The sequence below is a fragment of the Paraburkholderia franconis genome (assembly GCF_009362735.1).
GTDB classification, from domain to species: domain Bacteria; phylum Pseudomonadota; class Gammaproteobacteria; order Burkholderiales; family Burkholderiaceae; genus Paraburkholderia; species Paraburkholderia franconis.
This window is the reverse complement of the sequence record NZ_WHNP01000024.1, coordinates 89,661-116,303: the sequence shown is the minus strand read 5'-3', so window position 1 is coordinate 116,303 and position 26,643 is coordinate 89,661. Positions and strand designations below refer to the sequence as shown.

Annotated in this window: 26 protein-coding genes; 6 read left to right on the top strand and 20 right to left on the bottom strand. The window is 62.6% G+C overall.

From position 1 onward, the window contains the following. Window positions 1-139 precede the first annotated feature (139 nt). From GCT13_RS24495 to GCT13_RS24470, 6 genes are all read left to right on the top strand, one after another. Window positions 140-1,708 (top strand): 3-hydroxyacyl-CoA dehydrogenase, encoded by a 1,569-nt coding sequence (locus GCT13_RS24495; protein ID WP_152762479.1) that lies wholly within the window; start codon window positions 140-142, stop codon window positions 1,706-1,708. After that, window positions 1,708-2,496: an oxepin-CoA hydrolase, alternative type gene (locus tag GCT13_RS24490; protein WP_152762477.1), complete on the top strand. Its 789-nt coding sequence runs from the start codon at window positions 1,708-1,710 to the stop codon at window positions 2,494-2,496. Before GCT13_RS24495 ends, GCT13_RS24490 begins: the two co-directional genes overlap by 1 nt. After that, window positions 2,493-3,227, top strand: coding sequence for a histidine phosphatase family protein (locus GCT13_RS24485; RefSeq protein WP_152762475.1), 735 nt, complete (start codon window positions 2,493-2,495; stop codon window positions 3,225-3,227). Before GCT13_RS24490 ends, GCT13_RS24485 begins: the two co-directional genes overlap by 4 nt. A gap of 32 nt (window positions 3,228-3,259) precedes the next feature. Then, complete coding sequence (locus tag GCT13_RS24480; protein WP_152762473.1) at window positions 3,260-4,366, top strand: phosphotransferase; 1,107 nt, start codon at window positions 3,260-3,262, stop codon at window positions 4,364-4,366. A gap of 65 nt (window positions 4,367-4,431) precedes the next feature. After that, window positions 4,432-5,682 carry an acyl-CoA dehydrogenase family protein gene (locus GCT13_RS24475; protein WP_152762471.1) on the top strand — a complete coding sequence of 417 codons (1,251 nt, stop codon included), beginning with the start codon at window positions 4,432-4,434 and terminating at the stop codon, window positions 5,680-5,682. 560 nt (window positions 5,683-6,242) lie between these two features. Beyond that, window positions 6,243-6,944 (top strand): glutathione binding-like protein, encoded by a 702-nt coding sequence (locus GCT13_RS24470; protein WP_152762469.1) that lies wholly within the window; start codon window positions 6,243-6,245, stop codon window positions 6,942-6,944. 69 nt (window positions 6,945-7,013) lie between these two features. Here GCT13_RS24470 and GCT13_RS24465 read toward each other — a convergent pair whose 3' ends face one another. The 20 genes from GCT13_RS24465 to GCT13_RS24370 form a co-directional block, all read right to left on the bottom strand. Further along, window positions 7,014-7,478 (bottom strand): MaoC family dehydratase, encoded by a 465-nt coding sequence (locus GCT13_RS24465; protein ID WP_152762467.1) that lies wholly within the window; start codon window positions 7,476-7,478, stop codon window positions 7,014-7,016. After that, window positions 7,475-7,933 (bottom strand): MaoC family dehydratase, encoded by a 459-nt coding sequence (locus tag GCT13_RS24460; RefSeq protein ID WP_152762465.1) that lies wholly within the window; start codon window positions 7,931-7,933, stop codon window positions 7,475-7,477. Before GCT13_RS24460 ends, GCT13_RS24465 begins: the two co-directional genes overlap by 4 nt. A gap of 33 nt (window positions 7,934-7,966) precedes the next feature. Then, window positions 7,967-9,106, bottom strand: coding sequence for an acyl-CoA dehydrogenase family protein (locus GCT13_RS24455; RefSeq protein ID WP_152762463.1), 1,140 nt, complete (start codon window positions 9,104-9,106; stop codon window positions 7,967-7,969). A 10-nt stretch (window positions 9,107-9,116) separates the two neighbouring features. Further along, entirely contained in the window at window positions 9,117-10,313 is a 1,197-nt protein-coding gene (locus GCT13_RS24450) for an acyl-CoA dehydrogenase family protein (protein ID WP_152762461.1), read from the bottom strand. Window positions 10,314-10,367: 54 nt separating this feature from the next. Beyond that, complete coding sequence (locus tag GCT13_RS24445) at window positions 10,368-10,802, bottom strand: DUF1178 family protein (protein WP_152762459.1); 435 nt, start codon at window positions 10,800-10,802, stop codon at window positions 10,368-10,370. Between the two features lie 306 nt (window positions 10,803-11,108). Further along, entirely contained in the window at window positions 11,109-11,699 is a 591-nt protein-coding gene (locus GCT13_RS24440) for an NUDIX domain-containing protein (RefSeq protein WP_152762457.1), read from the bottom strand. A 42-nt stretch (window positions 11,700-11,741) separates the two neighbouring features. Further along, window positions 11,742-12,038, bottom strand: a complete 297-nt coding sequence (locus GCT13_RS24435; protein WP_152762455.1) for a DUF2818 family protein — start codon at window positions 12,036-12,038, stop codon at window positions 11,742-11,744. Then, window positions 12,038-13,516, bottom strand: coding sequence for an NADH-quinone oxidoreductase subunit NuoN (gene nuoN, locus GCT13_RS24430; protein ID WP_152762453.1), 1,479 nt, complete (start codon window positions 13,514-13,516; stop codon window positions 12,038-12,040). Before nuoN ends, GCT13_RS24435 begins: the two co-directional genes overlap by 1 nt. Window positions 13,517-13,542: 26 nt before the next feature. Next, the gene (locus GCT13_RS24425) at window positions 13,543-15,036 is read right to left on the bottom strand and encodes an NADH-quinone oxidoreductase subunit M (RefSeq protein ID WP_152762451.1); all 1,494 of its coding nucleotides are present in this window, start codon (window positions 15,034-15,036) and stop codon (window positions 13,543-13,545) included. 22 nt (window positions 15,037-15,058) lie between these two features. Further along, window positions 15,059-17,113, bottom strand: a complete 2,055-nt coding sequence (gene nuoL, locus GCT13_RS24420; protein ID WP_152762449.1) for an NADH-quinone oxidoreductase subunit L — start codon at window positions 17,111-17,113, stop codon at window positions 15,059-15,061. 18 nt (window positions 17,114-17,131) lie between these two features. Then, entirely contained in the window at window positions 17,132-17,437 is a 306-nt protein-coding gene (nuoK, locus tag GCT13_RS24415; protein ID WP_087733282.1) for an NADH-quinone oxidoreductase subunit NuoK, read from the bottom strand. A gap of 16 nt (window positions 17,438-17,453) precedes the next feature. Beyond that, window positions 17,454-18,122, bottom strand: coding sequence for an NADH-quinone oxidoreductase subunit J (locus GCT13_RS24410; protein WP_152762447.1), 669 nt, complete (start codon window positions 18,120-18,122; stop codon window positions 17,454-17,456). A 159-nt stretch (window positions 18,123-18,281) separates the two neighbouring features. Next, window positions 18,282-18,770 (bottom strand): NADH-quinone oxidoreductase subunit NuoI, encoded by a 489-nt coding sequence (gene nuoI, locus GCT13_RS24405; RefSeq protein WP_063495298.1) that lies wholly within the window; start codon window positions 18,768-18,770, stop codon window positions 18,282-18,284. A 15-nt stretch (window positions 18,771-18,785) separates the two neighbouring features. Beyond that, window positions 18,786-19,850, bottom strand: coding sequence for an NADH-quinone oxidoreductase subunit NuoH (gene nuoH, locus GCT13_RS24400; protein ID WP_152762445.1), 1,065 nt, complete (start codon window positions 19,848-19,850; stop codon window positions 18,786-18,788). After that, window positions 19,851-22,184, bottom strand: a complete 2,334-nt coding sequence (gene nuoG / locus GCT13_RS24395) for an NADH-quinone oxidoreductase subunit NuoG (RefSeq protein ID WP_152762443.1) — start codon at window positions 22,182-22,184, stop codon at window positions 19,851-19,853. Window positions 22,185-22,292: 108 nt separating this feature from the next. Continuing rightward, window positions 22,293-23,621 (bottom strand): NADH-quinone oxidoreductase subunit NuoF, encoded by a 1,329-nt coding sequence (nuoF, locus tag GCT13_RS24390; RefSeq protein ID WP_152762441.1) that lies wholly within the window; start codon window positions 23,619-23,621, stop codon window positions 22,293-22,295. Beyond that, window positions 23,618-24,103 carry an NADH-quinone oxidoreductase subunit NuoE gene (gene nuoE, locus GCT13_RS24385; protein WP_087733287.1) on the bottom strand — a complete coding sequence of 162 codons (486 nt, stop codon included), beginning with the start codon at window positions 24,101-24,103 and terminating at the stop codon, window positions 23,618-23,620. The genes nuoF and nuoE overlap by 4 nt, the downstream gene beginning before the upstream one ends. Before the next feature lie 158 nt (window positions 24,104-24,261). Next, entirely contained in the window at window positions 24,262-25,515 is a 1,254-nt protein-coding gene (locus tag GCT13_RS24380; RefSeq protein WP_152762439.1) for an NADH-quinone oxidoreductase subunit D, read from the bottom strand. Between the two features lie 9 nt (window positions 25,516-25,524). Next, a complete protein-coding gene (locus GCT13_RS24375) occupies window positions 25,525-26,127 on the bottom strand; it encodes an NADH-quinone oxidoreductase subunit C (RefSeq protein ID WP_152762437.1) in 603 nt (200 codons plus the stop codon). A 21-nt stretch (window positions 26,128-26,148) separates the two neighbouring features. Continuing rightward, the gene (locus GCT13_RS24370; RefSeq protein WP_006052903.1) at window positions 26,149-26,628 is read right to left on the bottom strand and encodes a NuoB/complex I 20 kDa subunit family protein; all 480 of its coding nucleotides are present in this window, start codon (window positions 26,626-26,628) and stop codon (window positions 26,149-26,151) included. Window positions 26,629-26,643: the final 15 nt, after the last annotated feature.

The following is a 26,643-nucleotide window of genomic DNA, read 5'->3' as shown; positions in this document are numbered from 1 at the left end:
GTCTGTCGTTCGTCGCGCCTTGCGCCTCCGCACATCGCGCAGCGCGCCGCCGGAACCGACGCGCACCGCGTCAGGCGACGCATGCGATCGATCTGAAACGAACGTACTATTTTAAAATAACCATGGAGTGAGTCACATCATGTCATCCGTCACCTCTCGCCAGTACAGCATCCAGACCGTCGGCATCGTCGGTACGGGCGCGATGGGCCGCGGCATCGCGCAGATCGCCGCCCTCGCGGGCCTCAAGATCCGCCTCTACGATACCAATTCCACCGCGGTCGGCGCCGCGCGCGATTACCTGTCGGACACGTTCGCGAAGCTCGTCGCCAAAGGCAAGCTCGACAACTCGCGCTCGCTCGCCGCCCTCGCGTGCGTGACGGGCGCGAACGGGCTCGATGAACTCAAGGACTGCGATCTCGTCGTCGAAGCGATCGTCGAAAAGCTCGACGTGAAGCGCGGGCTCTTCAAGGAACTCGAAGGCATCGTCAGCGAGCGCTGCATTCTCGCATCGAACACGTCGTCGCTGTCGATCACGGCGATCGCGGCCGGATGCGCGGACCCGTCGCGCGTGTTCGGCTATCACTTCTTCAACCCGGTGCCGCTGATGAAGGTCGTCGAAGTGATCGACGGTCTGCGCAGCGATCCCGCTGCCGGCGACGCGCTGATGGATCTGTCGCGCCGCATGGGCCACACGCCCGTGCGCGCGAAGGACATGCCCGGCTTCATCGTCAATCATGCGGGCCGCGGCATGAACACGGAAGGCCTGCGCATCGCGGATGAAGGCATCGCGAGCTTCGTCGACGTCGACCGCATCATGCGCGAGCAGGCGGGCTTCCGGCTCGGACCGTTCGAGCTGCTCGACCTGACGGCGCTCGACGTATCGCATCCCGTGATGGAATCGATCTATCACCAGTTCTATGAAGAGCCGCGCTTCACGCCGTCGCCGATTACGGGCACGCGGCTCGCGGGCGGCCTGATCGGACGCAAGGCGGGCGAAGGCTTCTACAAGTATGTCGACGGCAAGCAGCAGGTAGACCCCGAAGCGCCCGCGCCGACGGAATTGCCCACGCGTGTATGGGTCAGCAGCCGCGTGCCCGCCGCGCACGATGCGGTGCTCGCACTCGTCGCGAAGGCCGGCGTCGCCGTGGACGAAGGCGCGACGCCCGCTGCCGATTCGCTGATCGTCGTGACGCCGCTCGGCTTCGATGCGACGACGGCTGCCGTCGACGAAGGCCTGGACGCGAGCCGCGTCATTGCGATCGATACGCTGTTCCCGCTCGCCGGCGCGCAACGCCGCACGCTGATGACGACGCCCGCGACCACGCGCGCCGCGCGCGATGCCGCGCACGCCCTCTTCGCGCACGACGGCGTGCCCGTCACCGTGATCCGCGACTCGACGGGCTTCGTCGCGCAACGCGTCGTCGCAACCATCGTCAACATTGGCTGCGATATCGCGCAACGCAGAATCGCGTCGCCGCAGGACATCGATCTCGCCGTGACGCTCGGCCTCGGCTATCCGAGGGGACCGCTCGCGCTCGGCGATGCGCTCGGCGCGCAAAGCATCCTCACGATCCTGCGCAACATCTTCAGCGTGCTCGGCGATCCGCGCTATCGTCCGTCGCCGTGGCTCGCGCGCCGCGCGCAACTCGGCATGTCGTTGATGCAGGCCGATGCCGCGGACAACGGCAACGCAAAGGAGCAAGCATAATGGCCGCCGAACTGCTCGCCAGCCGCCCTGCCGAAAGCGAATCGACGCTCGTGCTGACGCTGTCGAATCCGGGCGCGCGCAACGCGATGCACCCGGACATGTACGCGGCCGGCATCGAAGCGATGGATACGGCCGAGCGCGATCCGTCGATCGGTGCCGTCGTCATTGCGGGCGCCGACCAGTTCTTCTGCGCGGGCGGCAACCTGAACCGCCTGCTGGAAAATCGCGCGAAAGATCCTTCCGTGCAGGCGCAAAGCATCGATCTGCTCGGCGAATGGATCGCCGCGCTGCAGGCCTCGTCGAAGCCCGTGATCGCGGCCGTCGAAGGCGCGGCGGCGGGCGCGGGCTTTTCGCTCGCGCTCGCGTGCGACCTGATCGTCGCCGCCGACGACGCGAAGTTCGTGATGTCCTATGCGCGCGTCGGCCTCACGCCCGACGGCGGCGGCTCGTGGTTCCTCGCGCGCGCGTTGCCTCGCCAGATCGCGACGGAAGTGCTGATCGAAGGCAAGCCGATCGGCGCGGCGCGTCTTCATGAGCTTGGCGTCGTGAACCGGCTCGCGAAACCGGGCGCCGTGCGCGATGCCGCGATTGCATGGGCCGACGATCTCGGCAAGGTGTCGCCGAACGCGAAGTCGCGCATCAAAGGCCTGATCGCGGCGGCGGGCATGCAATCGCTGCCCGATCATCTCGTCGCGGAACGGGACAGCTTCGTCGCGTCGCTGCATCATCGCGATGGGCTCGAAGGCATCACGGCGTTCCTCGAAAAACGCGCGCCCCACTACAAATGAGCACGCCGACGCAATCGGGCTATCAGCTGCCGAAGCGCCGCCGCATCTATCTGATGCGGCACGGCGACGTCACGTACTTCGATGCGTCGGGTCACACGATCGACCCGGAACGCGTGCCGCTCAACGAGAACGGCCGCGCTCAGGCGGACGCCGCGGGTCGCGCGTTCGCCGGGCAGAACGTGCGCTTCGATCGCGTGATCGTCAGCGGCTTGCCGCGCACGGTCGAGACGGCGCAGCGCGTGCTCGCGCAAATGAACCGACACGATCAGCAAGTCGAGATCGAACCCGCGTGGGAAGAGATACGCAGTGGCGAGCCCGGCTCGATTCCCGCTGCCGATCTCGAAGCTGCGTTTCTCGGCGCGTTCGACGGCATCGTGGCGGAAGACAAGCGCTTTCTCGGCGGCGAGACGATCGGCGAACTGTTCGACCGCGTGCTGCCCGCCGTGGCCGCGCTGCGCGACGATCCATCGTGGGATGTCGCGCTGCTCGTGCTGCATGGCGGCGTCAATCGCGCGATCCTGTCGCACGCATTGACGGCGGGCGGCCGCACGTTCTTCGGCCATCTCTCGCAGGCCACGGGCTGCATCAATGCGCTCGACGTGGGCGATGCGCCGCGCGACTGGGTCGTGCGGCTCATCAATCACTCGCCGCCGTCGCCGCTGCATCGCGACGTGCGCAACACGACGATGGAAATGCTCTACGCGCAATACATCCGATACAAGCGCACCTAGAAGTCGCCAATCGTTCGTGCAATGGAGGAGACATGCCGCAAGACGCGACACCAGCCGGATCGACGACTCAAACCGACTACTCTGCTTTCGAAGGCACGCGGCCTGTCAGCGAACGGCAGCGCATCGACGTCGATGCGCTCTCCGCGTGGCTTGCGCAGCCCATCGAAGACTTCGCGGGGCCGCTGACGCTCGAACAGTTCGCGGGCGGCCAGTCGAATCCCACCTTCAAGCTGATCACGCCCGCGCGCTCGTACGTGATGCGCGCGAAGCCCGGTCCTTCCGCGAAACTGCTGCCGTCCGCGCATGCGATCGAACGCGAGTACCGCGTGATGCATGCGCTGCGCGACACCGACGTGCCCGTTGCGAAGATGCTCGCGCTGTGCGAAGACGAAAGCGTGATCGGCCGCGCGTTCTACGTGATGGAGTTCGTGCAGGGCCGCGTGCTGTGGGATCAGTCTCTGCCCGGCATGACGCCTGCGCAGCGCGGCGCGATCTACGACGAGATGAATCGCGTGATCGCCGCGCTGCATAGCGTCGATGTCGACGCAGCGGGTCTTGCCGGCTATGGCAAGCCGGGCAACTATTTCGCGCGGCAGATCGGCCGGTGGAGCAAGCAGTATCAGGCATCGGAGACGGAGCCGATCGACGCGATGAACCGCCTGATCGAATGGCTGCCGCAGCACATGCCCACAGAAACGGACGAGCGCGTGTCCGTCGTGCATGGCGATTACCGGCTCGACAATCTGATCTTTCATCCGCACGAGCCACGCGTGCTCGCTGTGCTCGACTGGGAGCTGTCGACATTGGGCGATCCTCTCGCCGACTTCGCGTATCACTGCATGGCGTGGCACGTCGACCCCGCGCAGTTTCGCGGCATCGCGGGGCTCGACTGGGCCGCGCTCGGCATCCCCGACGAGGCACAGTACGTGCAACGCTATTGCGAGCGCACGGGCTTCACGATTCGCGGCGACTGGAACTTCTATCTCGCGTACAACATGTTCCGCATCGCGGCGATCCTGCAAGGGATCATGAAGCGCGTGGTCGACGGCACGGCGGCGAGCGAACAGGCGCTCGATGCGGGCCGCCGCGCGCGGCCAATGGCCGAACTCGCATGGCGCTACGCGCAGAAGGTGCGCTGATTGAACATCGCCGCTGATGGTCAGTCAGTCTGTAGAGCGGATTCAACGTCATCCACGAGGGCAAGATGAATTTCGACTACACCCCGAAGGTCCAGGCATTGCGCGAGAAGCTGCTCGCATTCTTCGACGAATACATTTACCCGAGCGAGCAGGCCTTTGCCGCCGAGGTCGCGCGCAATCGTGAAGCAGGCAACGCGTGGGTGCCGACCGAACTGATCGAAAGCCTCAAGCAAAGCGCGCGCGATGCGGGCCTGTGGAATCTCTTCCTGCCCGACTCCGAACGCGGCGCGGGTCTCACGAATCTCGAGTACGCGCCACTGTGTGAGATCATGGGCCGCGTGCCTTGGGCGCCCGAAGTGTTCAATTGCAGCGCGCCCGACACCGGCAACATGGAAACCGTCGAGCGCTACGGCAGCGACGAGAACAAACGCGAGTGGCTGGAACCGCTGCTGCAAGGGCAGATTCGCTCGGCGTTCCTGATGACGGAGCCGGAAGTGGCGTCATCGGATGCGACCAACATTCAGACGAGCATCGTGCGTGACGGCGATACGTATGTGATCAATGGGCACAAGTGGTGGTCGTCGGGCGCGGGCGATCCGCGCTGCAAGCTCTTCATCGTGATGGGCAAGACCGACCCCGAAGCGCCGCGTCATCAGCAACAGTCGATGATTCTCGTGCCCGCCGACGCGACAGGCATCACCGTTCATCGTCCGCTGACGGTGTTCGGCTACGACGACGCGCCGCACGGCCACATGGAGATCACGCTCGACAACGTCCGCGTACCTGCCGCCAACATGCTGCTGGGCGAAGGACGCGGCTTCGAAATCGCGCAGGGACGTCTCGGGCCGGGACGCATCCATCACTGCATGCGCCTGATTGGACTCGCGGAACGCGCGCTGGAGCTGATGTGCAAGCGCACGCTGCAACGCGTCGCGTTCGGCAAGCCTATCGCCGCGCAGACGGTCACGCAGGAACGCATCGCCGAAGCGCGCTGTCTGATCGAGCAGGCGCGCCTGCTGACGCTGAAGACGGCGTACATGATGGACACCGTCGGCAACAAGGGCGCGCGCGGCGAGATCGCGATGATCAAGGTCGTCGCGCCGAACATGGCGTGTCAGGTGATCGACTGGGCAATGCAGGCACACGGCGCGGCGGGCATGTGCGACGACTTTCCGCTCGCGTATGCGTACACGACGGCACGCTGGCTGCGCTTCGCCGATGGTCCCGATGAAGTGCATCGCAATGCGATTGCCAAAATTGAACTGGCGAAATATGCGGACGCGGGAGCTGGGTCCGCTTCTCATGCGGGAAGTTAGTTCGTAGAAACGTGGCTGTAGTGCCCAGCCATCTGTCTGGACCACGTGCAGCGTCCTTGTCACGGCGTCAGCGGCCTCAGGCGAACTGTGGTCTAATTTTTTTGTCTTTGCGACGGTTTTCGCTGTGGTTTTGCTTGGCGTGCCGCAGGCATCCGCGTATGCGCATACGCATACGCGGCGCGGGCGTCGCCCCTGTGCGGGGCGGCACTTAATTTCTTTGCCGCCGATGAGTGACATACCGTGACGATATGCGGTTGATTTGCCAAAGCTTGCAAAGCGGACCGTAATAGATCAACCGCCGCTCAAGTTGGTGTACGTACGTTGTTGCGGGCGCTTGCCGGTCGTTACTGAAGCCGCGATTAGGACCCTGGAACGTTGAGAGCCCGTGGGTAAAGGTCAAGCGCTGGTGGTGTGAACGGCTTTCTTTTGCCTACTTTCTTTGCCGCTGCAAAGAAAAGTAAGTGCCGCCCCGCACAGGGGCAACCTTCGCGCCGGTAGGCGCATCGCGGATGCCAGCGCGAAGGCAAAAACCCAAAGACAACCAGACACAAGGAACCACGATGATCGACGTCTACAGCTGGGCAACCCCGAACGGCCACAAGATTCACATCATGCTCGAGGAGACGGGCCTCGAATACAAGGCGCATCCCATCAACATCGGCGCTGGCGATCAGTTCACGCACGAGTTTCTGGAGATCAGCCCGAACAACAAGATTCCCGCCATCGTCGACAGCGACGGACCGAAACGCGCGGACGGCAAGCCGTTTTCGCTGTTCGAGTCCGGCGCGATCCTGATCTACCTCGCCGAGAAGACGGGCAAGTTTCTCCCCACCGATCCCGCCGCGCGTTACGAAACGCTTCAATGGCTGATGTTCCAGATGGGCGGCATCGGCCCGATGCTCGGCCAGACGCACCACTTCCGCGTGTATGCGCCGCAGCCAATCGAATACGCGATCAACCGCTACACGAACGAAGCGAAGCGCCTATACGGCGTGATGGATGCGAAGCTCGGCAAGACGCGTTATCTGGCGGGCAACGACTACACGATCGCGGATATCGCCACGTATCCGTGGACGCGCTCGTGGCAAAACCAGGGCTTGCAGATCGACGAGTTTCCGAACGTGAAGCGCTGGCAGGAAGAGATCGCCGCGCGCCCGGCCGTGCAACGTGGCGTCGAAGTGCTGGCGTCGGAGCGCGTGCCGTTGATGGACGAAAAGGCGAAGGAAGTGCTGTTCGGCGCGACACAGTACGCGAAGCACTGAGCGACTGCATCGGTGAAGTGTGCCGTTGCGATGCGTTGAAGTTCATCGCAACGGCGCTTGCCGGCGCTGCTAGAAATAATGTCGCGTGATGAACTCCGCGATGCACACGGGGCGCTCGCTACCCTCCGTTTCGAGCGCCACATTCCACACGATCTGCACGCCGCCCTCTTCGACATCTGTCACGCCCGACACGGCAAAGCGCGCGCGCAACTGCGAGCCCACGGGCACAGGCGCAGTGAAGCGCACGCGATTGAGCCCGTAATTGACGCCCATGCGCTGCTCGAAGCCGAACGTGCTGACGAGCAGCGCCGGAATCAGCGACAGCGTCAGAAAGCCATGTGCTATCGGTCCGCCGAACGGCGACTCGCGCTTTGCACGTTCGGGGTCGACATGAATCCATTGATGATCGCTCGTCACGACAGCGAAGCGGTCGACGCTCGCCTGATCGACTTCGACCCAATGACTCACGCGCGGCGGCCGGCCGATGAGCGCCCGCACATCGTCGGCATGGCCGAGCGTCAGCTCGGGCGTCATGCAGCCGCCCCGGGATTACGCAGCCCGAAGATCGCCTTCGAACGCACCATGATCACGAGTTCGCCGTTCTGATTGATGCCCTGCCATTCCGTCGACACGATGCCGCGATCCGGCTTGCTCGCCGACACGCGCTTGTCGAGGATGCTGTTGGTCATGCGGATCGTGTCGCCGATGCGCACGGGCTTGAGCCAGCGCAAGTCGTCGATGCCCGGCGAGCCCATCGACGTCGAGCCTTGCAGCATGTTGCGCACGAGCATGCCCATCATCACCGAGCACGTGTGCCAGCCGCTCGCGATCAGCGTGCCGTACGGCGACGCGGCAGCGCCGGCATCGTCGACATGGAACGGCTGCGGATCGTATTGCTCCGCAAAGCGGATGATCTCGTCGCGGGTGAACGTGTGCGTGCCGACTTCATACGTCTTGCCGACTTCCATGTCCTCGTAGCTCAAACCCATCTGTCACCTCATTGCATGTGTTGAAGGCGGCGCTCACGCGTCGGCCGTCGCGAATCCCGGCAGCGCGGCAAAGCGCGCAAGATGATGATCGACATCACCGAGCGTGGTCTCGATGATCGCGAGGCGCTTGAACAGATGCGCGGCCGCGACTTCGTTCGTCACGCCCATGCCGCCGTGCAACTGCACCGCCTGCTGCCCGACGAAGCGCGCAGCCTGGCCCACGCGCACTTTCGCCGCGGACACCGCGCGGCGGCGCACGTCGGCATCATCGCCGCTGTAGCGCACGGCCGCGAGATAGGTCGCGGAACGCGCCTGCTCGGTATGAATCAGCATCTCGACCATCCGATGCTGCAGCGCCTGGAACCGCGCGATCGGCACGCCGAATTGCTGGCGCGTCTTCGTGTATTCGACGGTCGCGTGATTCAGCGCATCGAGCGCGCCGATCGCCTCCGAGCACAACAGAACGATGCCGTAGTCGGCGATGTGCTCGAGCGCGGCTGCGCCCGCATGCCTGCCGTTCAGCTTGCGCGCCGGCGTCGCGTTGAACACGAGCGTCGCGGCGCGCTGGCCATCGATCGTCCGATAGTCGGTGACTTGCGCGGTGATCTGCGTACTCGTGGCATCGCGTGCGACGACGAACAGCGCCACTTCGCCGTCGAGCCGAGTGGGCACGATCCAATGGTCGGCCTGCGCGCCATGCTGCACGACCGACTTCGTGCCGCTCAGCACGTAGCCGTCGCCTTGACGCGTGGCCATCGTTTCGATCGCGAACAGATCGTAGCGCGCGTCGGGCTCATGAAACGCGACGGCAAGCTTGATCTCCCCTTGCGCCGCGCGTTCGAGCAGCGCGGCGTCATCGCCTTCGCCCGTGCCGGAAAGCTTCAGCGCTTCGATGCCGACAGCCGTCGACCAGTACGGCTCGACGACCAGCGCGCGCCCCAGCTCCTGCATCACGACCAGCATGTCGACCGTATCGCCGTTGAAGCCGCCCTGCGCCTCGGGTACGGGCAGCGCGGTCAGCCCCAGCTCCGTGAACGCGGACCAATGCTCGTCCGATACGCCGGCTTCCGAGCGCACGATCGCCCGACGCGCTTCGAAGCCGTAGTGCTTATCGAGGTAGCGGCGCAGCGCGTCCGCGAATTGCTGTTGTTCGTCGGTGAAATTGAAGTCCATGCGCCGCTCCTCACAGTCCGAGAATCATCTGCGCGATGATGTTCTTTTGAATTTCGTTCGAGCCGCCGTAGATCGAGGTCTTGCGATAGTTGAAGTAGTACGCGGCGAGCGGCGCGGCATCGTCGTCGCCCGCGATGCTGTGCTCGCGTTCGCCTTCGAGGAACGGCACATCAAACGGCGCGGCGAGCGGGCCGACGGCTTCGACCATCAGCTCCGTCAGTCCCTGCTGCACTTCCGTGCCCTTGATCTTCAGCATCGACGCCTCCGGCCCCGGACCGCGCCCGCCCGCTTCGTTCGCCACGACGCGCTGCACCGTGACTTCGAGCGCCATCAGTTCGATTTCGAGGCTCGCGACTTTCGCGGCAAAGAGCGGATCGTGCAGCAGCGGCCTGACGTTCTTTTTCTGCTTTAGCGCGAGATGCTTGAGAAACACGAGTTCGCGCTTCGACTGGCCGACGCGCGCAATGCCCGTGCGCTCATGTCCGAGCAGATACTTCGCATAGGTCCAGCCGCGATTCTCGTCGCCGACGAGATTCTCGACGGGAACCTTCACGTCCTCGAAGAACACTTCGTTGACTTCGTGATCCTCGTCGAGCGTGATGATGGGACGCACCGTGATGCCCGGTGTCTTCATGTCGATCAGCAGGAACGAGATGCCCTCCTGCTTCTTCGCGCCGCTGTCGGTGCGCACGAGGCAGAACATCATGTCGGCGTGCTGGCCGAGCGTCGTCCAGGTCTTCTGGCCGTTGACGACGTAATGGTCGCCGACGCGCTCGGCACGCGTGCGCAGCGACGCCAGATCCGAACCCGAGCCCGGCTCCGAATAACCCTGGCACCACCAGTCGGTGCCGTCGAGAATGCGCGGCAGATAGTGGCGCTTTTGCGCTTCGCTGCCGTACTTCATCAGCACGGGCGCGACCATCGACACGCCGAACGGCAACACCGTCGGCGCGCCGACACGGGCGCACTCTTCGTCCCAGATATGGCGCTGCGTCGTGTTCCAGTTCGGGCCGCCGTATTCGGAGGGCCATGCAGGCGCCGACCAGCCGCGCTTGCCGAGCAGCTTGTGCCAGTTCGCGAAGTCGTCGCGATTCAGACGTTTGTGGTTGAGGACTTTGTCGCGCAGCTCGTCAGGCAGATTCGCTTCGAGCCAGGCGCGGATGTCGGCGCGGAACGCGTCGTCGGCGGGGGAATAGTTCAGGTCCATGCACAGTGTCTCCTGGCCGCGGCCTGTTGCCGCCAGGAGCACTGCAAGCAAGGGCTATTGCAGCGGCTCTTTCAGCGCGGCGGGTACGGGCAGCGGCATCACATCGATGCCTTCTTCGACGAGGGCGCGCGCATCTTCGGGCGTCGTGACGCCCCGGATGCTGCGAGCCGGCGCTTCGTTATAGTGAATGCGCCGCGCTTCCTCGGCAAAGCGGTCGCCCACGTTCTCGGTCTTTTCCAGCACCTCGCGCAGCGCGCGCATCACGTGCGCCTGCAATTCGCTAGCGTTCGCGGGAGCCTTGTCGGACGGGGCGCTCGTCGCCTTCGACAGATTCAGGCGAGGCGCCGACGGCAAACGGCTCACTTCGGTCGCACCGCAAATCGGACATCCGACCAGCTTGCGGGACAACTGCGATTCGAAGTCATCGGCGGAAGCAAACCAGCCTTCGAACCGATGATCGTGCGGACACTGTAGATCGAGGACCTTCATGTGGAATCAGGGCTTGCGTACGAGTTTAGCGCAAAATCGAAATTTGTGAACGGTCGTTCGTTAAGATTGCTGCTGCTTTTGCTGGTGCTCTTGTGGGCCGGCTAGCGGCAGCGCAGCCGCTTGGCGCTCTTGTATCGGACAAAGCAGGCGGTGCTGGCAACTGAACGACAGTCAATCATTTTAGCGCGTTGGTGCATGACGCGCCCGAACGTCGATGGCCGCCCCACAACGAACGTCAGAAAAGGAAAACGGCAGCGCCAAGGCTACCGTTTTGCAGATGATCGCTGAGTCAATGCGGGCGGCGTATCAGCCCGCCTCTGCCGCGTTCGTCGCCCACTCGCCCGACAGCAGCTTCTCGAGCCAGAACGTGCCGATGATCGTCTTCACGTCGCTCAGTTGGCCCGTCCGTATCCATTCCGACACGTCCGTCACCTTCGCGATGAACGTTTCCAGGAACTCACCATCGTCGAGCTTGCGCTCGCCCGCCGTCAGGCCGCGCGCGACATAGATGTCGATGAACTCCGTCGAGTACGAAATGATCGGATGAATGCGCGTCAGATAGACGTACTCGCGCGCCGTATAGCCCGTCTCTTCGAGCAACTCGCGCTTTGCGCAGGTCAGCGAGTCTTCGTCCGGGTCCAGCTTGCCGGCCGGATACTCGTACATCACCTTGCCCATCGCGTAGCGATATTGGCTCTCCATCAGCACGCGGCCGTCGTCGAAGAGAGGGATCACCATCACGGCGCCGGGATGCTTGACGTATTCGCGCGTCGCCGTTTTGCCATCGGGCAGGCGCACGGTGTCGCATTTGACCGTCATGAAGGGCCCTTGATAAGCCACTTCGCTTTTGATGCAGGTCTCGATGAGCGCGGCGTCGTGATCGGGAAGTTCTGCCATGTGCGGCCTCTTGCGGCGAGAGAGGCGCGACGGCTGGAACCGTCAGCGCCGTTTGACGAGATATTGAAACGTGAAGCCCGGGAAGGCAAACACGATGAACAGGCTGAACGTGATCGCGTAGAACTGCCAGCCTTGTTCGAAGCGGTTGCCGGCGCGCGCTTCGAGCAGGAAGCCGAGCGCGCCCACAATGAAATACAGCACGATCAGTTCGCCAATCCTGATCCACGCGCTTTTCTTTTCGGCCCTCAAGGGCACGACACCGAACAGGCGTTGATTCAGAAACGGCAAGTTGGCGCCCGCGAGCGCCAACAGCACGATGAACCACCCGGCTGCCGACATTACAGCGGCAGCGTATGCGAAATCGCGTTCAGGCAAATCGACATCAGCGGACCGGGAACGATGCCGAGCACCAGCACGGCGACGCCGTTCAGTGCCAGCAGCGTGCGCTTGCAGGCGTCGCCCGCGAGCGGCGTCGTGTCGACGGGGTCATCGAAGTACATCAGCTTGACGATGCGCAGGTAGTAGAACGCGCCGAACAGCGATGTGATCACGGCGAGCACGGCGAGCCACGTGAGACCCGCGTTCATCGTCGCTTCGAGAACCGCGAGCTTTGCGTAGAAGCCGACCGCCGGCGGAATGCCGGCGAGCGAGAACATCATCATCATCATCACGAACGCGAAGATGGGGCTACGCTGGTTGAGACCCTTGAAATCGTCGAGTGTTTCGGCTTCGAACTCGCGGCGCGCGAGCAGCATCACGACGCCGAACGAGCCGAGCGTCGTCAGCAGATAGACGATGCTGTAGAACATCGCCGAGCCGTATGCGCTCGCTGCCGAGCCCGTCTTGCCGTCGACCACGCCGGCCAGCAGGCCGAGCAGCACGAAGCCCATGTTCGAGATCGCCGAGTAAGCCAGCATCCGCTTGACGTTGCGCTGGACGATACCCGTGATGTTGCCGACGATCAGCGACAGCGCGGCGAGGATGACCAGCATCTCCTGCCAGTCGACGGCGAGCGGCAGCAGGCCCATCACCAGGAAGCGCAGGCCCCACGCGAACGCCGCGACCTTCGGGCCGCCGCCGACGATCAGCGTCATCGCAGTCGGCGCGCCCTGATAGACGTCGGGCACCCACATATGGAACGGCACGGCGCCCATCTTGAACGCGACACCCGCGACGATGAAGATCACGCCGAACAGCAGCACGACGTCGTTGATGCGGCCCGACGCGACGGCCTTCAGCACTTCGTTCAGTTCGAGCGAGCCCGTTGCGCCATAGAGCATCGAGATGCCGTACAGCAGGAAGCCCGAAGCCAGCGCGCCCAGCACGTAGTACTTCATCGCGGCTTCGTTCGACGGAGCAGCATCGCGGCGCAGCGCGATCACCGCGTACAGCGACAGCGACATCAGTTCCAGACCGAGATACAGCGTCAGGAAGTTGTTGCCCGAGATCATGATCAGCTGACCGAGCAGCGAGAACATGCCAAGCAGGAAGAAGTTGCCTTCGTACAGGCCGCGGTCTTCCAGATACTTGCGCGAGTAGATGATCGTCAGCGCGTAGCCAAGCGATACGACCGCCTTCATCACGCTGGCGAACGGATCCACCACGTACATGCGCGAGAAGAAGTACTGCGGCCCGGCGCCCGGCGCGACGGCTTCGATGGCAAACCAGATGCCGGCCACCACCGACGAAACGAGCGCGATGAAATACGTCGTCTTTCGGCTGTCGGGCCCGGCAAAGGTGTCGTTGAGCCACGCGACGACGATGGCGGCCATCACCAGCGCGTCAGGCAACAAGGCGGTCATAGGAGCGTTTTGCATGATCTTTTAAATTCCTCCGCTCTGCATTACTGCGGTAGCGGCAGCTTCGACTGCGCGACGTGGGAGAGGAGGTTTTCCACCGACACGTGCATCACTTCGGTAAAGGGCTTCGGATAGATGCCCATGTACAGCGTCAACGCGGCGAGCACCCCCAGCATGAAGAACTCGCGACGGTTGATGTCGACGAGGCTCTTCACGTGGTCGTTCACAACCGCGCCGAAGTACACGCGCTTGTACATCCACAACGTATAGGCCGCGCCGAGAATCAGCGTCACGGCCGCGCCGAACGCGATCCAGAAGTTGTACTGGACAGCGGCCAGAATCACCATGAATTCGCCGACGAAACCGGACGTGCCCGGCAGGCCGCAGTTCGCCATCGAGAACAGCATCACGAGCGCGGCGAACTTCGGCATCGTGTTGACGACGCCACCGTAGTCAGCGATCTGACGCGAGTGCATGCGGTCGTACAACACGCCGATGCAAAGGAACATCGCGCCCGACACGAAGCCGTGCGAGATCATCTGGACGATCGCGCCTTCCGTACCGAGCTGGTTGAAGATGAAGAAGCCGAGCGTGACGAAGCCCATGTGAGCAATCGACGAATACGCGACCAGCTTCTTCATGTCGGCCTGCACCATCGCGACGAAGCCGATGTAGATCACGGCGATCAGCGACAGCGTGATCACGACGGGTGCGAGGAAATGGCTCGCATCCGGCGCGATAGGCAGCGAGAAGCGCAGGAAACCGTACGCGCCCAGCTTCAGCATGATCGCGGCCAGCACGACCGAGCCGCCCGTCGGCGCTTCCACGTGCGCATCAGGCAACCACGTATGGACGGGCCACATCGGCACCTTGACGGCGAACGCGAGGAAGAACGCGATGAAGAGCAGCACCTGCGGCGTCATCGACAGCTTCGCGGCTTGCCACGTCGCGAGATCGAACGTGCCCGTCTGCGTGTACAGGTACAGCAGGCCGACCAGCATCAGCAGCGAGCCCATCAGCGTATAGAGGAAGAACTTGAACGCCGCGTACACGCGGTTCGCCCCGCCCCACACGCCGATGATGATGTACATCGGGATCAGCGTCGCTTCGAAGAACACGTAGAACAGCATGCCGTCAGCCGCGCAGAACACGCCGACCATGATGCCCGACAGGATCAGGAACGCGGCCATGTACTGCGCGACATTCTTCGTGATCACTTCCCACGCGCTGATCACGACGACCACCGTGATCAGCGCCGTCAGCACGACAAACCACATCGCGATGCCGTCGATGCCGAGGTGGTACGTGATATTGAAGCGCTCGATCCAGCCGGCCTTCTCTTCGAACTGCAATGCTGCTGTGCTCGAGTCGAAGTCCGTGATCAGCGGAATTGTCACGATGAAACTCAGGACAGACCCGATCAGCGAAATCCAGCGCGCAGGACCGGGATTACGATCTGAACCGATGGCTAGAACCACCAGGCCGAAAACAATCGGCATCCAGATCGCGATACTTAGAATCGGAAACGTCGTATGCATGTGAAGTGTCTCCAGCCTGTTCTTATTTGCCGCCGAGCGTTACAAACAGGGTCAAGAGCCCCAGCATGCCGATGATCATGGCAAACGCGTAATGGTAGATGTAACCCGATTGCAGGAAACGGATCACGCTCGCGAACCAGCCGATAAAGCGCGCGCTTCCGTTGACAATACCGTCAATGACCACGACGTCGCCTTCCTTCCACAGGCCACGGCCGATTGCCACGGCGCCGCGTGCAAACACGACTTCGTTGATCTTGTCCATGTAGTACTTGTTATCCAGCAGCGTATAGATCGGACCGAACGCGCGGCGCAGCGTAGCGGGCAGATCGGGGCGCTGCAGGTACAGGAACCACGCCACCACGACACCCGCAAGCGCCAGCCACACGGGCACGCCCGACGCGGCGTGCAGGCCCATCGAGGCCCAGCCCTGGAATTCTTCCGCCATCTCGTGCAGAGCCGGATGGTTTTCGCCGATGAAGATGACCTTCTCGAACGCCACGCCGTGCTGGAAGAAATCGCCGTACAGCATCGGGCCGATGCCGATTGCGCCGATCACGATCGACGGAATCGCGAGCAGGACCAGCGGCACCCACACCACCCACGGCGTTTCGTGCGGCTCGTGAGCGTGGTCGTCGTGACCGTGGCCGTGATCGCCATGGCCGTGCGCAGCAGCTTCGGCACCCATCGGCGAGTCGGGATGCTTCGGACCGCGGAAGCGCTCTTCGCCGTGGAACACCATGAAGTACATGCGGAACGAGTACAGCGCCGTCACGAACACGCTTGCGACAACCGCGAAGTACGCGAAGCCCGAACCTGGCAGATGCGACAGCTTGACCGCATCGATGATCGAGTCCTTCGAATAGAAGCCCGAGAAGAACGGCGTGCCGATCAGCGCGAGCGAACCGACGAGCGACGTGATCCACGTGATCGGCATGTACTTGCGCAGGCCGCCCATGTTGCGCATGTCCTGATCGTGGTGCATGCCGATGATGACCGAGCCCGCGCCGAGGAACAGCAGGGCCTTGAAGAACGCGTGCGTCATCAGGTGGAACACGGCGACGGGATACGCGGACACGCCGAGCGCAACCGTCATGTAACCGAGCTGCGACAGCGTCGAGTAAGCGACGACACGCTTGATGTCGTTCTGCACGATGCCGAGAAAGCCCATGAACAGCGCCGTGATCGCGCCGATCACCGTGATGAACGACAGCGCCGAATCCGACAGCTCGAACAGCGGCGACATGCGCGTCACCATGAAGATACCCGCCGTCACCATGGTTGCCGCGTGAATCAGCGCGGAGATCGGCGTCGGGCCTTCCATCGAATCCGGCAGCCATACGTGCAGCGGGAACTGCGCCGACTTGCCCATTGCGCCGATGAAGAGGCAGATGCACGCGACCGTCAGCAGGCCCCAGTCGGTGCCCGGGAACGTCAGCGAAGCCAGCTCGTGGCTCTTCGCGAACACTTCGCCGTAGTTCATCGAGCCGCCGTACGCGAGGAGCAGACCGATGCCCAGAATGAAGCCGAAGTCGCCCACGCGGTTGACGATGAACGCCTTCATGTTCGCGTAGATCGCGCTCTCACGCTTGAAGTAGAAGCCGATCAGCAGGTACGACACGAGACCCACCGCTTCCCAGCCGAAGAACAGCTGCAGGAAGTTGTTGCTCATCACGAGCATCAGCATCGAGAACGTGAACAGCGAGATGTATGAGAAGAAGCGCTCGTAGCCCGTTTCTTCGTCGGCCATGTAGCCGATCGTGTAGATGTGCACCATCAGCGACACGAAGGTCACGACGCACATCATCATGGCCGTCAGCGTGTCGACGAGGAAGCCGATTTCGAACTTGACCTTGCCGGCCGTCATCCATTCGTACACGGTCGCGTTGAAGCTCGCACCATTCAGCACGTCGAGGAAAACGATGCACGAAAGAACAAACGAAATCGCAACGCCGAGGATCGTGACCGAGTGCGCACCCGCACGCCCGACCGTCTTGCCGAACAGCCCTGCGATCAGCGAGCCGGCCAGCGGTGCGAGCGCAACCGCCAGCAACAGGTTTTCATTGAGTGTCGTTGACATAAGAGCCTGTGCCTGAAATTAACCTTTGAGCTGATCGAGATCCTCGACGTTGATCGTGTCGAGACTACGGAACAGGGTCACCAGAATTGCGAGGCCGATCGCCGCTTCGGCCGCCGCGACGGTCAGCACGAAGAAAACGAAGATCTGGCCATGCACGTCGCCGAGGTAATGCGAGAACGCGACGAAATTCGTGTTGACCGCCAGCAGCATCAGTTCGATCGCCATCAGGATGATGATGACGTTGCGACGGTTCAGGAATATGCCGACGACGCTGATCGCGAACAGGATCGCGCCGAGCACGAGGTAATGGGCAAGTGACAACATGTTTCTCTCCTCTGCGTCAGCTGTTCTTGCCGGCGCCAGCGTCGCCGGTAATGGCTTCAGGTTCAGCCAGACGTTCCTTCTCTGCTGCCATCTTGACCACGCGCACGCGGTCTTCGCGGCGCACCTTCACCTGCTCCGACACGCGCTGGCGCTTGCTGTCCTTGCCGTGACGCGCGGTCAGCGCCATCGCCGCGATGATCGCAACCAGCAGCACGAGGCCGGCAACTTCGAACGCGAAGATGTAATCCGTGTAGATGACCTTGCCGATCAGGCGCGTGTTCGACCAGTCGGCGGCGCCCGCGACGGCAGCCGTCGTGTCGCGCACGGGCTGAACCGTCGCGCCATAACCGTGCCACAGGATCAGCGCCGTTTCGACCACGATGATGGCGCCCACCACCGTCGCCATCGGCACGAAGCGTTTGAAGTCGCGCCGCAACACGTCGAGATTGATGTCCAGCATCATCACGACGAACAGGAACAGCACCATCACCGCGCCGACGTACACCAGCACAAGCAGGATCGCGAGGAATTCCGCCTGCAGCAGCATCCAGATCGCGGCCGCGTTGAAGAACGCGAGCACGAGGAACAACGCGGACGCCACCGGGTTGCGCGAAGTGATCACCTTCAGCCCTGACACCGTCAGGAGTAGCGCGAAGATGTAGAACAGTACGGTCGTGAATTCCATGATTACCGATTCATCGTTAGGCCATCGTCAGGCTTGGTGCTTCGGCGCGCGTCTTCTAATACATCGCTTTCACTGACGCGACGCCCAAGCGGTCTGGCAGCGCCGCACGGTTTTGCGCCTGGTAAGCCGTGCGGCGTCGAACTGCTATATCAACCCAAATCAACGATAAGGTGCGTCGGCTGCCTTGTTCGCGGCGATTTCCGCTTCGTAACGGTCGCCGACTGCGAGCAGCATGTCCTTCGTGAAGTACAGGTCGCCGCGCTTTTCGCCGTGATATTCGAGGATGTGCGTTTCGACGATCGAATCGACCGGACAGCTCTCCTCGCAGAAACCGCAGAAGATGCACTTGGTCAGGTCGATGTCGTAGCGCGTCGTGCGGCGCGTGTTGTCCGCACGGGTTTCCGATTCGATCGTGATAGCGAGCGCCGGGCACACCGCTTCGCACAGCTTGCATGCGATGCAGCGCTCTTCGCCGTTCTCATAGCGGCGCAGCGCGTGCAGCCCGCGGAAACGCGGCGAGATCGGGGTCTTCTCTTCCGGGAACTGCACCGTGATCTTGCGCTGGAACGCATAGCGTCCCGTCAGCGCGAGGCCTTTCAGCAGTTCGGTCAGAAAGAAGGTCTTGAAGAAGTTTTGGATTGCGGTCATGGTTCGTCCGCCTCCTTAATTCCAGATATTCAACGGCGACATGATCCAGAGGCCGACCACGATCACCCAGATCACGGTAACCGGCAGGAACACCTTCCAGCCCAGACGCATGATCTGGTCATAGCGGTAGCGCGGGAACGTCGCACGCGCCCAGATGAATACCGACAACAGGAAGAATACTTTCAGCAGCAGCCAGAAGATGCCAGGAATGAACGACAGGAACCCGAACGGTGCGCTCCAGCCGCCCAGGAACAGGACAGAAGCCAGCGCCGAGATCACGATCATGTTGATGTACTCGGCGAGGAAGAACAGCGCGAACGCCATGCCCGAGTAATCGATCATGTGACCTGCCACGATTTCCGACTCGCCTTCCACCACGTCGAACGGGTGACGGTTCGTTTCGGCGATGCCCGAAATGAAGTACACGACGAAGGCCGGCAGCAGCGGCAGCCAGTTCCACGACAGGAACGTCACGCCGTGGCTCGCGAAGATGCCGCGCATCTGCGATCCGACGATGTCCGAGAGGTTCATCGTGCCTGCCGTCATCATCACGACGACGAGCGCGAAGCCCATCGAGATTTCGTACGACACCATCTGCGCCGCCGCGCGCATTGCGCCGAGGAACGCGTACTTCGAGTTCGACGCCCAGCCCGCGAGAATCACGCCGTAGACGCCCATCGACGAAATGGAGATCGCGTACAGCAGCCCCGCGTTGATGTCGCCGAGCACGGCACCCGACTGGAACGGAATCACCGCCCACACCGCGAACGCGGGGACCACCACCATGATCGGCGCGATCAGGTAGATCCAGCGGCTCGCCTGCGTCGGCTGAATGACTTCCTTCAGAAGCAGCTTCAACACGTCGGCGATCGGCTGCAGGAGACCCGCCGGGCCGACGCGGTTCGGGCCGAGGCGCACGTGCATCCAGCCGATCAGCTTACGTTCCCACAGGATCAGGTAAGCCACGCACAGCAGGATCGCGACGGACACCACGAGGATGCGCACAAGTGCCCACACCGTAGGCCAGGCCACGCCGAGAAGCTGGCTGCCGCCCGCGTTGATCGTATCGAACAAGGTCATTTACGCCTTCTCCACCACCAGTTCACCGAACAGGCTGCCCAGCGCTGCACCGGCAGGCGTAGCCGCCGATACGCGGACGACCGTCTCCGCAAGATTCGTATCACGCACGGCCGGAACCTGCACCGAGCGATCGCCCTGACGAACGCGCACCGCGTCGCCTTCCTTCAAACCCAGCTTGTCGAACAATGCCGCCGGCAAACCGACCGTGTGGGCAGCACGCGCGGCTGTCGTCAGCTGCAACGACTCTGCGCGACGCACGAGCGGATCGGCGTGATAGATCGGCACATCGGCGATGCGCTCGAACGTGCCATCCGCCGCCTTCGCCGCGCTGCTGCGTGCGACGGCCGCCGTCGTCCTGTTCGACAGGCGCGGCGTCAGATCGCCATCGCCCAATGCGGCGACGCGCACTTCTTCAGCCGTGTCGTATTCGAAGCCCGGCACGCCGAGCAGGCTGCCCAGCACGCGCAGAACCTTCCATGCGGGACGCGTATCGCCCAGCGGACGCACGACGCCGTTGAACATCTGGACCGTGCCTTCCGCGTTGATGAACGTGCCGGCCGTTTCCGTGAACGGCGCGATCGGCAGCAGGACGTCCGCGTATTCGGCGCCCGTCTGGAACGGCGACATCACGACGACCATTTCCGCCTGGTTCAGCGCGGCGAGCGCTTGTGCCGGGTTGGCCGTGTCGAATTCCGGTTCGAAGTTCAGCAGCAGATAACCCTTGCGCGGCTGTTCGAAGACTTCGCGAGCGTTCAGACCGCCCTCGCCCGGCAATGCGCCGACGAGATGCGCGCCGACCGTGTTCGCCGCTTCCGTCAGGAAGCCGAGCGATGCGCCCGTTGCATCAGCGATCCATTGAGCCGCTGCGTGAATGCGCGCGAACTCCGGATGCTGGACAGCGCCGTTGCCGAGCAGCACGACACGCAACTCGCCCGTGGTGAGCGATGCCGCCGTCTGCTTCGCGACATCCGATGCCTGCGTGCCGGTGAACGCTTCCGGCAGCGCGACGCCCTTCGCTTCCGACACGGCGGCAGCGATGCCGGCCAGTTCGTCGAGCCATGCGGACGGTGCCGTGGCGATGCGTGTAGCTTGCGGGATCAGCGCGTCGTCGCGCGTGCCTTGCAGCAGCGTGATCTTCGCGCCGCCCTTCGCTGCCTGACGCAGACGCGCGGCGAACAGCGGATGGTCGCGGCGCAGCGACGAGCCGATCACCAATGCGGCGTCGAGCATCGACAGATTCGCGATAGCCGTACCCAGCCACGGCGTGCCGTTTGCACCCGCCGAAAAGTCCGTCTGACGCAGACGGAAATCGACGTTCGGCGTGCCGACCGCTTCCGCGATCTTCTTCAGCAGGAACAGTTCTTCGACCGTGCTGTGCGCGCTCCCGAGCGCGGCAAACGCGTCCGCGCCGTGATCCGCCTTGATACCCTTCAGGCCCTTGACGACGTATTCGAGCGCCGTCTGCCAGTCCGTCTCGATCCACTGGCCGCCTTGCTTGAGCATCGGACGCGTCAGACGTTCCGGGCTGTTGAGGCCTTCGTACGAGAAACGGTCTTTGTCCGAAATCCAGCACTCGTTGATCGCTTCGTTCTCGAACGGCAGCACGCGCATCACGCGGTTGTTTTTCACCTGCACGACGAGGTTCGCGCCGACGGAATCGTGCGGGCTCACCGACTTGCGGCGCGACAGTTCCCACGTACGCGCGCTGTAGCGGAACGGCTTACTGGTCAGCGCACCGACCGGGCACAGGTCGATCATGTTGCCCGACAGCTCGGAGTCGACCGTCTTGCCGACGAACGACGTGATTTCCGAGTGCTCGCCGCGGCCCAGCATGCCGAGCTCCATCACGCCGGCGATTTCTTCGCCAAAGCGGACGCAGCGCGTGCAGTGAATGCAGCGCGTCATTTCTTCCATCGAGATCAGCGGGCCGACGTTCTTGTGGAACACGACGCGCTTCTCTTCGCTATAACGCGACGACGACTTGCCGTAACCGACGGCCAAATCCTGCAACTGGCATTCGCCGCCCTGATCGCAGATCGGGCAATCGAGCGGGTGATTGATCAGCAGAAACTCCATCACGGATTGCTGGCCCTTCACCGCCTTTTCCGACTTCGTGCGCACGATCATGCCCGCCGACACCGGCGTCGCGCATGCAGGCACGGCCTTCGGCATCTTCTCGACATCGACGAGACACATCCGGCAGTTGGCCGCAATCGACAGCTTCTTGTGATAGCAGAAGTGAGGGATGTAGGTATCGACCTTATGCGCAGCCTGAATGATCATGCTGCCTTCGGCCACCTCTACTTTCTTGCCGTCTATTTCAAGTTCAACCATGATGGTCAATCTTCCTTAACCTGTTACCGCTCAATCGTTCGCCCGCTCGCCGCTGCGCTTTGGCGCGAAGCGGCGGCTCCCGCGCCTGCCTCTGGCTTTACTCTGGCGTTATGCAGCGACCGTTTCCGATGCCGCCGCTGCGCCCGCATGACCGCCGACGAGGCAACGCTTGTTGGCGACGTGATACTCGAATTCGTCCCAGTAGTGCTTGAGCATGCCACGCACGGGCATGGCAGCCGCATCGCCGAGCGCGCAGATCGTGCGGCCCATGATGTTCTCGGCGACCGAGTTCAGCAGATCCAGATCTTCCGGGCGGCCGAGGCCGTGTTCGATGCGATGCACGACGCGATACAGCCAGCCCGTGCCTTCGCGGCACGGCGTGCACTGACCGCACGACTCTTCGTAATAGAAGTACGACAGGCGCAACAGCGAGCGCACCATGCAGCGCGTCTCGTCCATCACGATGACAGCGCCGGAACCCAGCATCGAACCCGCCTTCGCGATCGAATCGTAGTCCATGTCGGTTTGCATCATGATGTCGCCCGGAATCACGGGCGCCGACGAACCGCCGGGAATCACGGCCTTTATCTTCTTGCCGCCGCGCATGCCGCCTGCGAGTTCCATCAGCGTCGAGAACGGCGTGCCGAGCGGGATTTCGTAGTTGCCCGGACGCTCGACATCACCCGACACCGAGAAGATCTTCGTGCCGCCGTTGTTCGGCTTGCCCATTTCGAGGTAAGCCTGCGGACCGACCTCCAGCAGGAACGGCACGGCTGCGAACGTTTCGGTGTTGTTGATCGTGGTCGGCTTGCCGTACACGCCGAAGCTCGCCGGGAACGGCGGCTTGAAGCGCGGCTGGCCCTTCTTGCCCTCCAGCGATTCGAGCAGCGCGGTTTCTTCGCCGCAGATGTAGGCGCCGTAACCGTGATGCGCGTGCAATTGGAACGAGAAGCCCGAGCCCATGATGTTGTCGCCGAGGAAGCCGGCTGCGCGCGCCTCCTCCAGCGCCTCTTCGAAGCGCTTGTAGACTTCGAAGATTTCGCCGTGGATGTAGTTGTAGCCGACCGTAATGCCCATCGCGTACGCGCCAATGGCCATGCCTTCGATCAGCGAATGCGGATTCCAGCGCAGGATGTCGCGATCCTTGAACGTACCCGGCTCACCCTCGTCAGAGTTGCAGACGAGATACTTCTGCCCCGGAAACTGGCGCGGCATAAAGCTCCACTTCAGGCCAGTCGGGAAGCCCGCACCGCCACGGCCGCGCAGACCCGAAGCCTTCACGTCGGCGATCACCTGCTCCGGCGGAATCTTCTCTTCGAGGATACGGCGCAGCTGCTTGTAGCCGCCGCGCGCCACGTAGTCTTGAAGATGCCAGTTGTCGCCGTTCAGGCCGGCGAGAATCAGCGGTTTGATGTGACGATCGTGCAAAGACGTCATTTCGAAAGTTCCTCGAGCAGCTGGTCGATCTTCTCGCGGCTCATGAAGCTGCACATCCGATGGTTGTTCACGAGCAGCACGGGAGCGTCACCGCACGAACCCATGCACTCGCCCTCTTTCAGGGTGAACTTGCCGTCCGGGGTGGTTTCGCCGAAGTCGATGCCGAGCTTCTGCTTCAGATATTCGGCGGCGCTGTCCGAACCGCCATCGGGACCGAGCTGGCACGGCAGGTTCGTGCAGAGCGTGATCTTGTGTTTGCCGACAGGCGACGTCTCGAACATCGTGTAGAAGGTCGCGACCTCCTGCACGGCGACGGCCGGCATGCCGAGATAGTCCGCGACGAACTGCATCAGTTCGGGCGACAGCCAGCCATGCTCCTGCTGACCGACGGCCAGCGCCGCCATCACGGCGGACTGTTTCTGATCGGCGGGGTACTTCGTGATCGCACGATCGATTTCTTTCAGGCCTTCAGCTGAGATCATTTTCAGACACGACTCTTTCAATTCCTACCGAACGAAAACCTGTCGCGCACTGCGTGTTGCGACAGACCCGGCGTTCCTTTGCTTGACGCGCGCCCCGCTTCTCATGCGTTATCGGCTACGTGAGCGCGCGCCTTGATGAATACTGCTAGTGAACTCGCCTAGCGATCGACTTCACCGAACACGATGTCTTGCGTGCCGATGATCGTCACGGCGTCGGCGATCATGTGACCGCGCGCCATTTCGTCGAGCGCGGACAGGTGCGCATAACCCGGCGCGCGAATCTTCAGGCGATACGGCTTGTTCGCGCCATCCGACACGAGATAGATGCCGAACTCGCCCTTCGGATGCTCGACGGCCGCGTACGCTTCTCCTTCCGGCACGTGGAAGCCTTCCGTGAAGAGCTTGAAGTGGTGAATCAGATCTTCCATGTTCGACTTCATGCCGACGCGCGACGGCGGCGCGACCTTGTGATTGTCCGTCATCACAGGGCCGGGATTCTTGCGCAGCCATTCAATGCACTGTTTCGCGATGCGCGTGGATTGACGCATTTCTTCGACACGCACCAGATAGCGGTCGTAGCAATCGCCATTCACGCCGACTGGGATGTCGAAGTCCAGCTGGTCATACACTTCATACGGCTGCTTCTTGCGCAGATCCCACTCGACGCCCGAGCCGCGCAGCATCGCGCCCGTCAGGCCCAGCTGCAACGCGCGCTCCGGAGTCACGACGCCGATGCCGACCAGACGCTGCTTCCAGATGCGGTTGTCGGTGAGCAGCGTTTCGTACTCGTCGACGTACTTCGGGAAGCGGTTGAAGAAGTCTTCGATGAAATCGAGCAGCGAGCCCTGGCGGTTCTCGTTCAGCTTCGACAATGCCTTCGCATTGCGAATCTTCGATGCCTTGTATTGCGGCATCGCGTCCGGCAGATCGCGATAGACACCGCCCGGACGATAGTACGCCGCGTGCATCCGTGCGCCGGACACCGCCTCATACACGTCCATCAGGTCTTCGCGCTCGCGGAACGCGTAGAGGAACACCGCCATCGCGCCGACGTCGAGCGCATGCGCGCCGATCCACATCAGGTGGTTCAGCACGCGCGTGACTTCGTCGAACAGCACGCGGATGTACTTTGCGCGAATAGGCACGTCGATGCCGAGCAGCTTTTCGATCGCGAGCACATAGCCGTGCTCGTTGACCATCATCGACACATAGTCGAGACGGTCCATGTACGGCACCGACTGGATAAACGTCTTGCTCTCCGCGAGCTTTTCGGTCGCGCGGTGCAGGAGGCCGATGTGCGGATCGGCGCGCTGGATCACTTCGCCGTCGAGTTCGAGCACGAGGCGCAGCACGCCGTGCGCTGCCGGGTGCTGCGGGCCGAAGTTGAGCGTGTAGTTCTTGATCTCTGCCATGGCGTTCTCTTAGTGTTTCAGGCCGCCATAGCGATCCTCGCGGATCACGCGCGGCGTGATTTCCCGAGGCTCGATCGTCACCGGCTGATAGACGACACGCTTCTCTTCCGGGTCGTAGCGCATTTCGACGTAGCCGGAAACCGGGAAATCCTTGCGGAACGGATGACCGATGAAACCGTAATCGGTCAGGATGCGGCGCAGGTCCGGATGACCTTCGAAGACGATGCCGTACAGGTCGAACGCTTCGCGCTCATACCAGTTGGCCGAATTCCAGATCTCGACGACCGACGGAACCAGAGGCACATCGTCGTCCGGTGCGAACACGCGCACGCGCAGGCGCCAGTTGTTCGAGATGGACAGCAGATGCAGGACAGCGGCAAAACGCGGACCTTCGTAAGCGCCTTCACCGTAAGTTTGATAGTCGACACCACACAGGTCGATCAGCTGCTCGAAGTGAAGCGTCGCGTCATCGCGAAGACGCTTTGCCACTTCGAGGTAATCGCCCGCTTTCACGACGATGGTCAGCTCACCGATGGATTCGGTGATGCTCGTCAGGCGGCCGCCAAAGGCCGCCTCGAGGTTCGCTTTGAGGGTCTCGAGTTTGCTTGCCATATTGTGGGGGAGGCTCTGGCCTTATTGACGGGCGATGGTATTGGTGCGGCGGATCTTCGCCTGCAGCTGGATCACGCCGTACACCAGCGCTTCAGCCGTGGGCGGGCAACCCGGTACATACACATCGACGGGGACGATACGGTCGCAACCACGCACCACCGAATACGAGTAGTGATAGTAGCCGCCGCCGTTCGCGCACGAACCCATCGAAATCACCCAGCGCGGCTCGGCCATCTGGTCGTAGACCTTACGCAGCGCAGGCGCCATCTTGTTGCACAGCGTGCCGGCGACGATCATCACATCCGACTGACGCGGACTCGGACGAAACACCACGCCGAAACGATCGAGGTCATAACGGGCGGCGCCCGCATGCATCATCTCGACAGCACAACACGCGAGACCGAACGTCATCGGCCACAGGGAACCGGTACGCGTCCAGTTGATCAGCTTGTCAGCCGTGGTGGTGACAAACCCTTCCTTCAAGACCCCTTCGATACTCATTTGTTTTCCACTCCA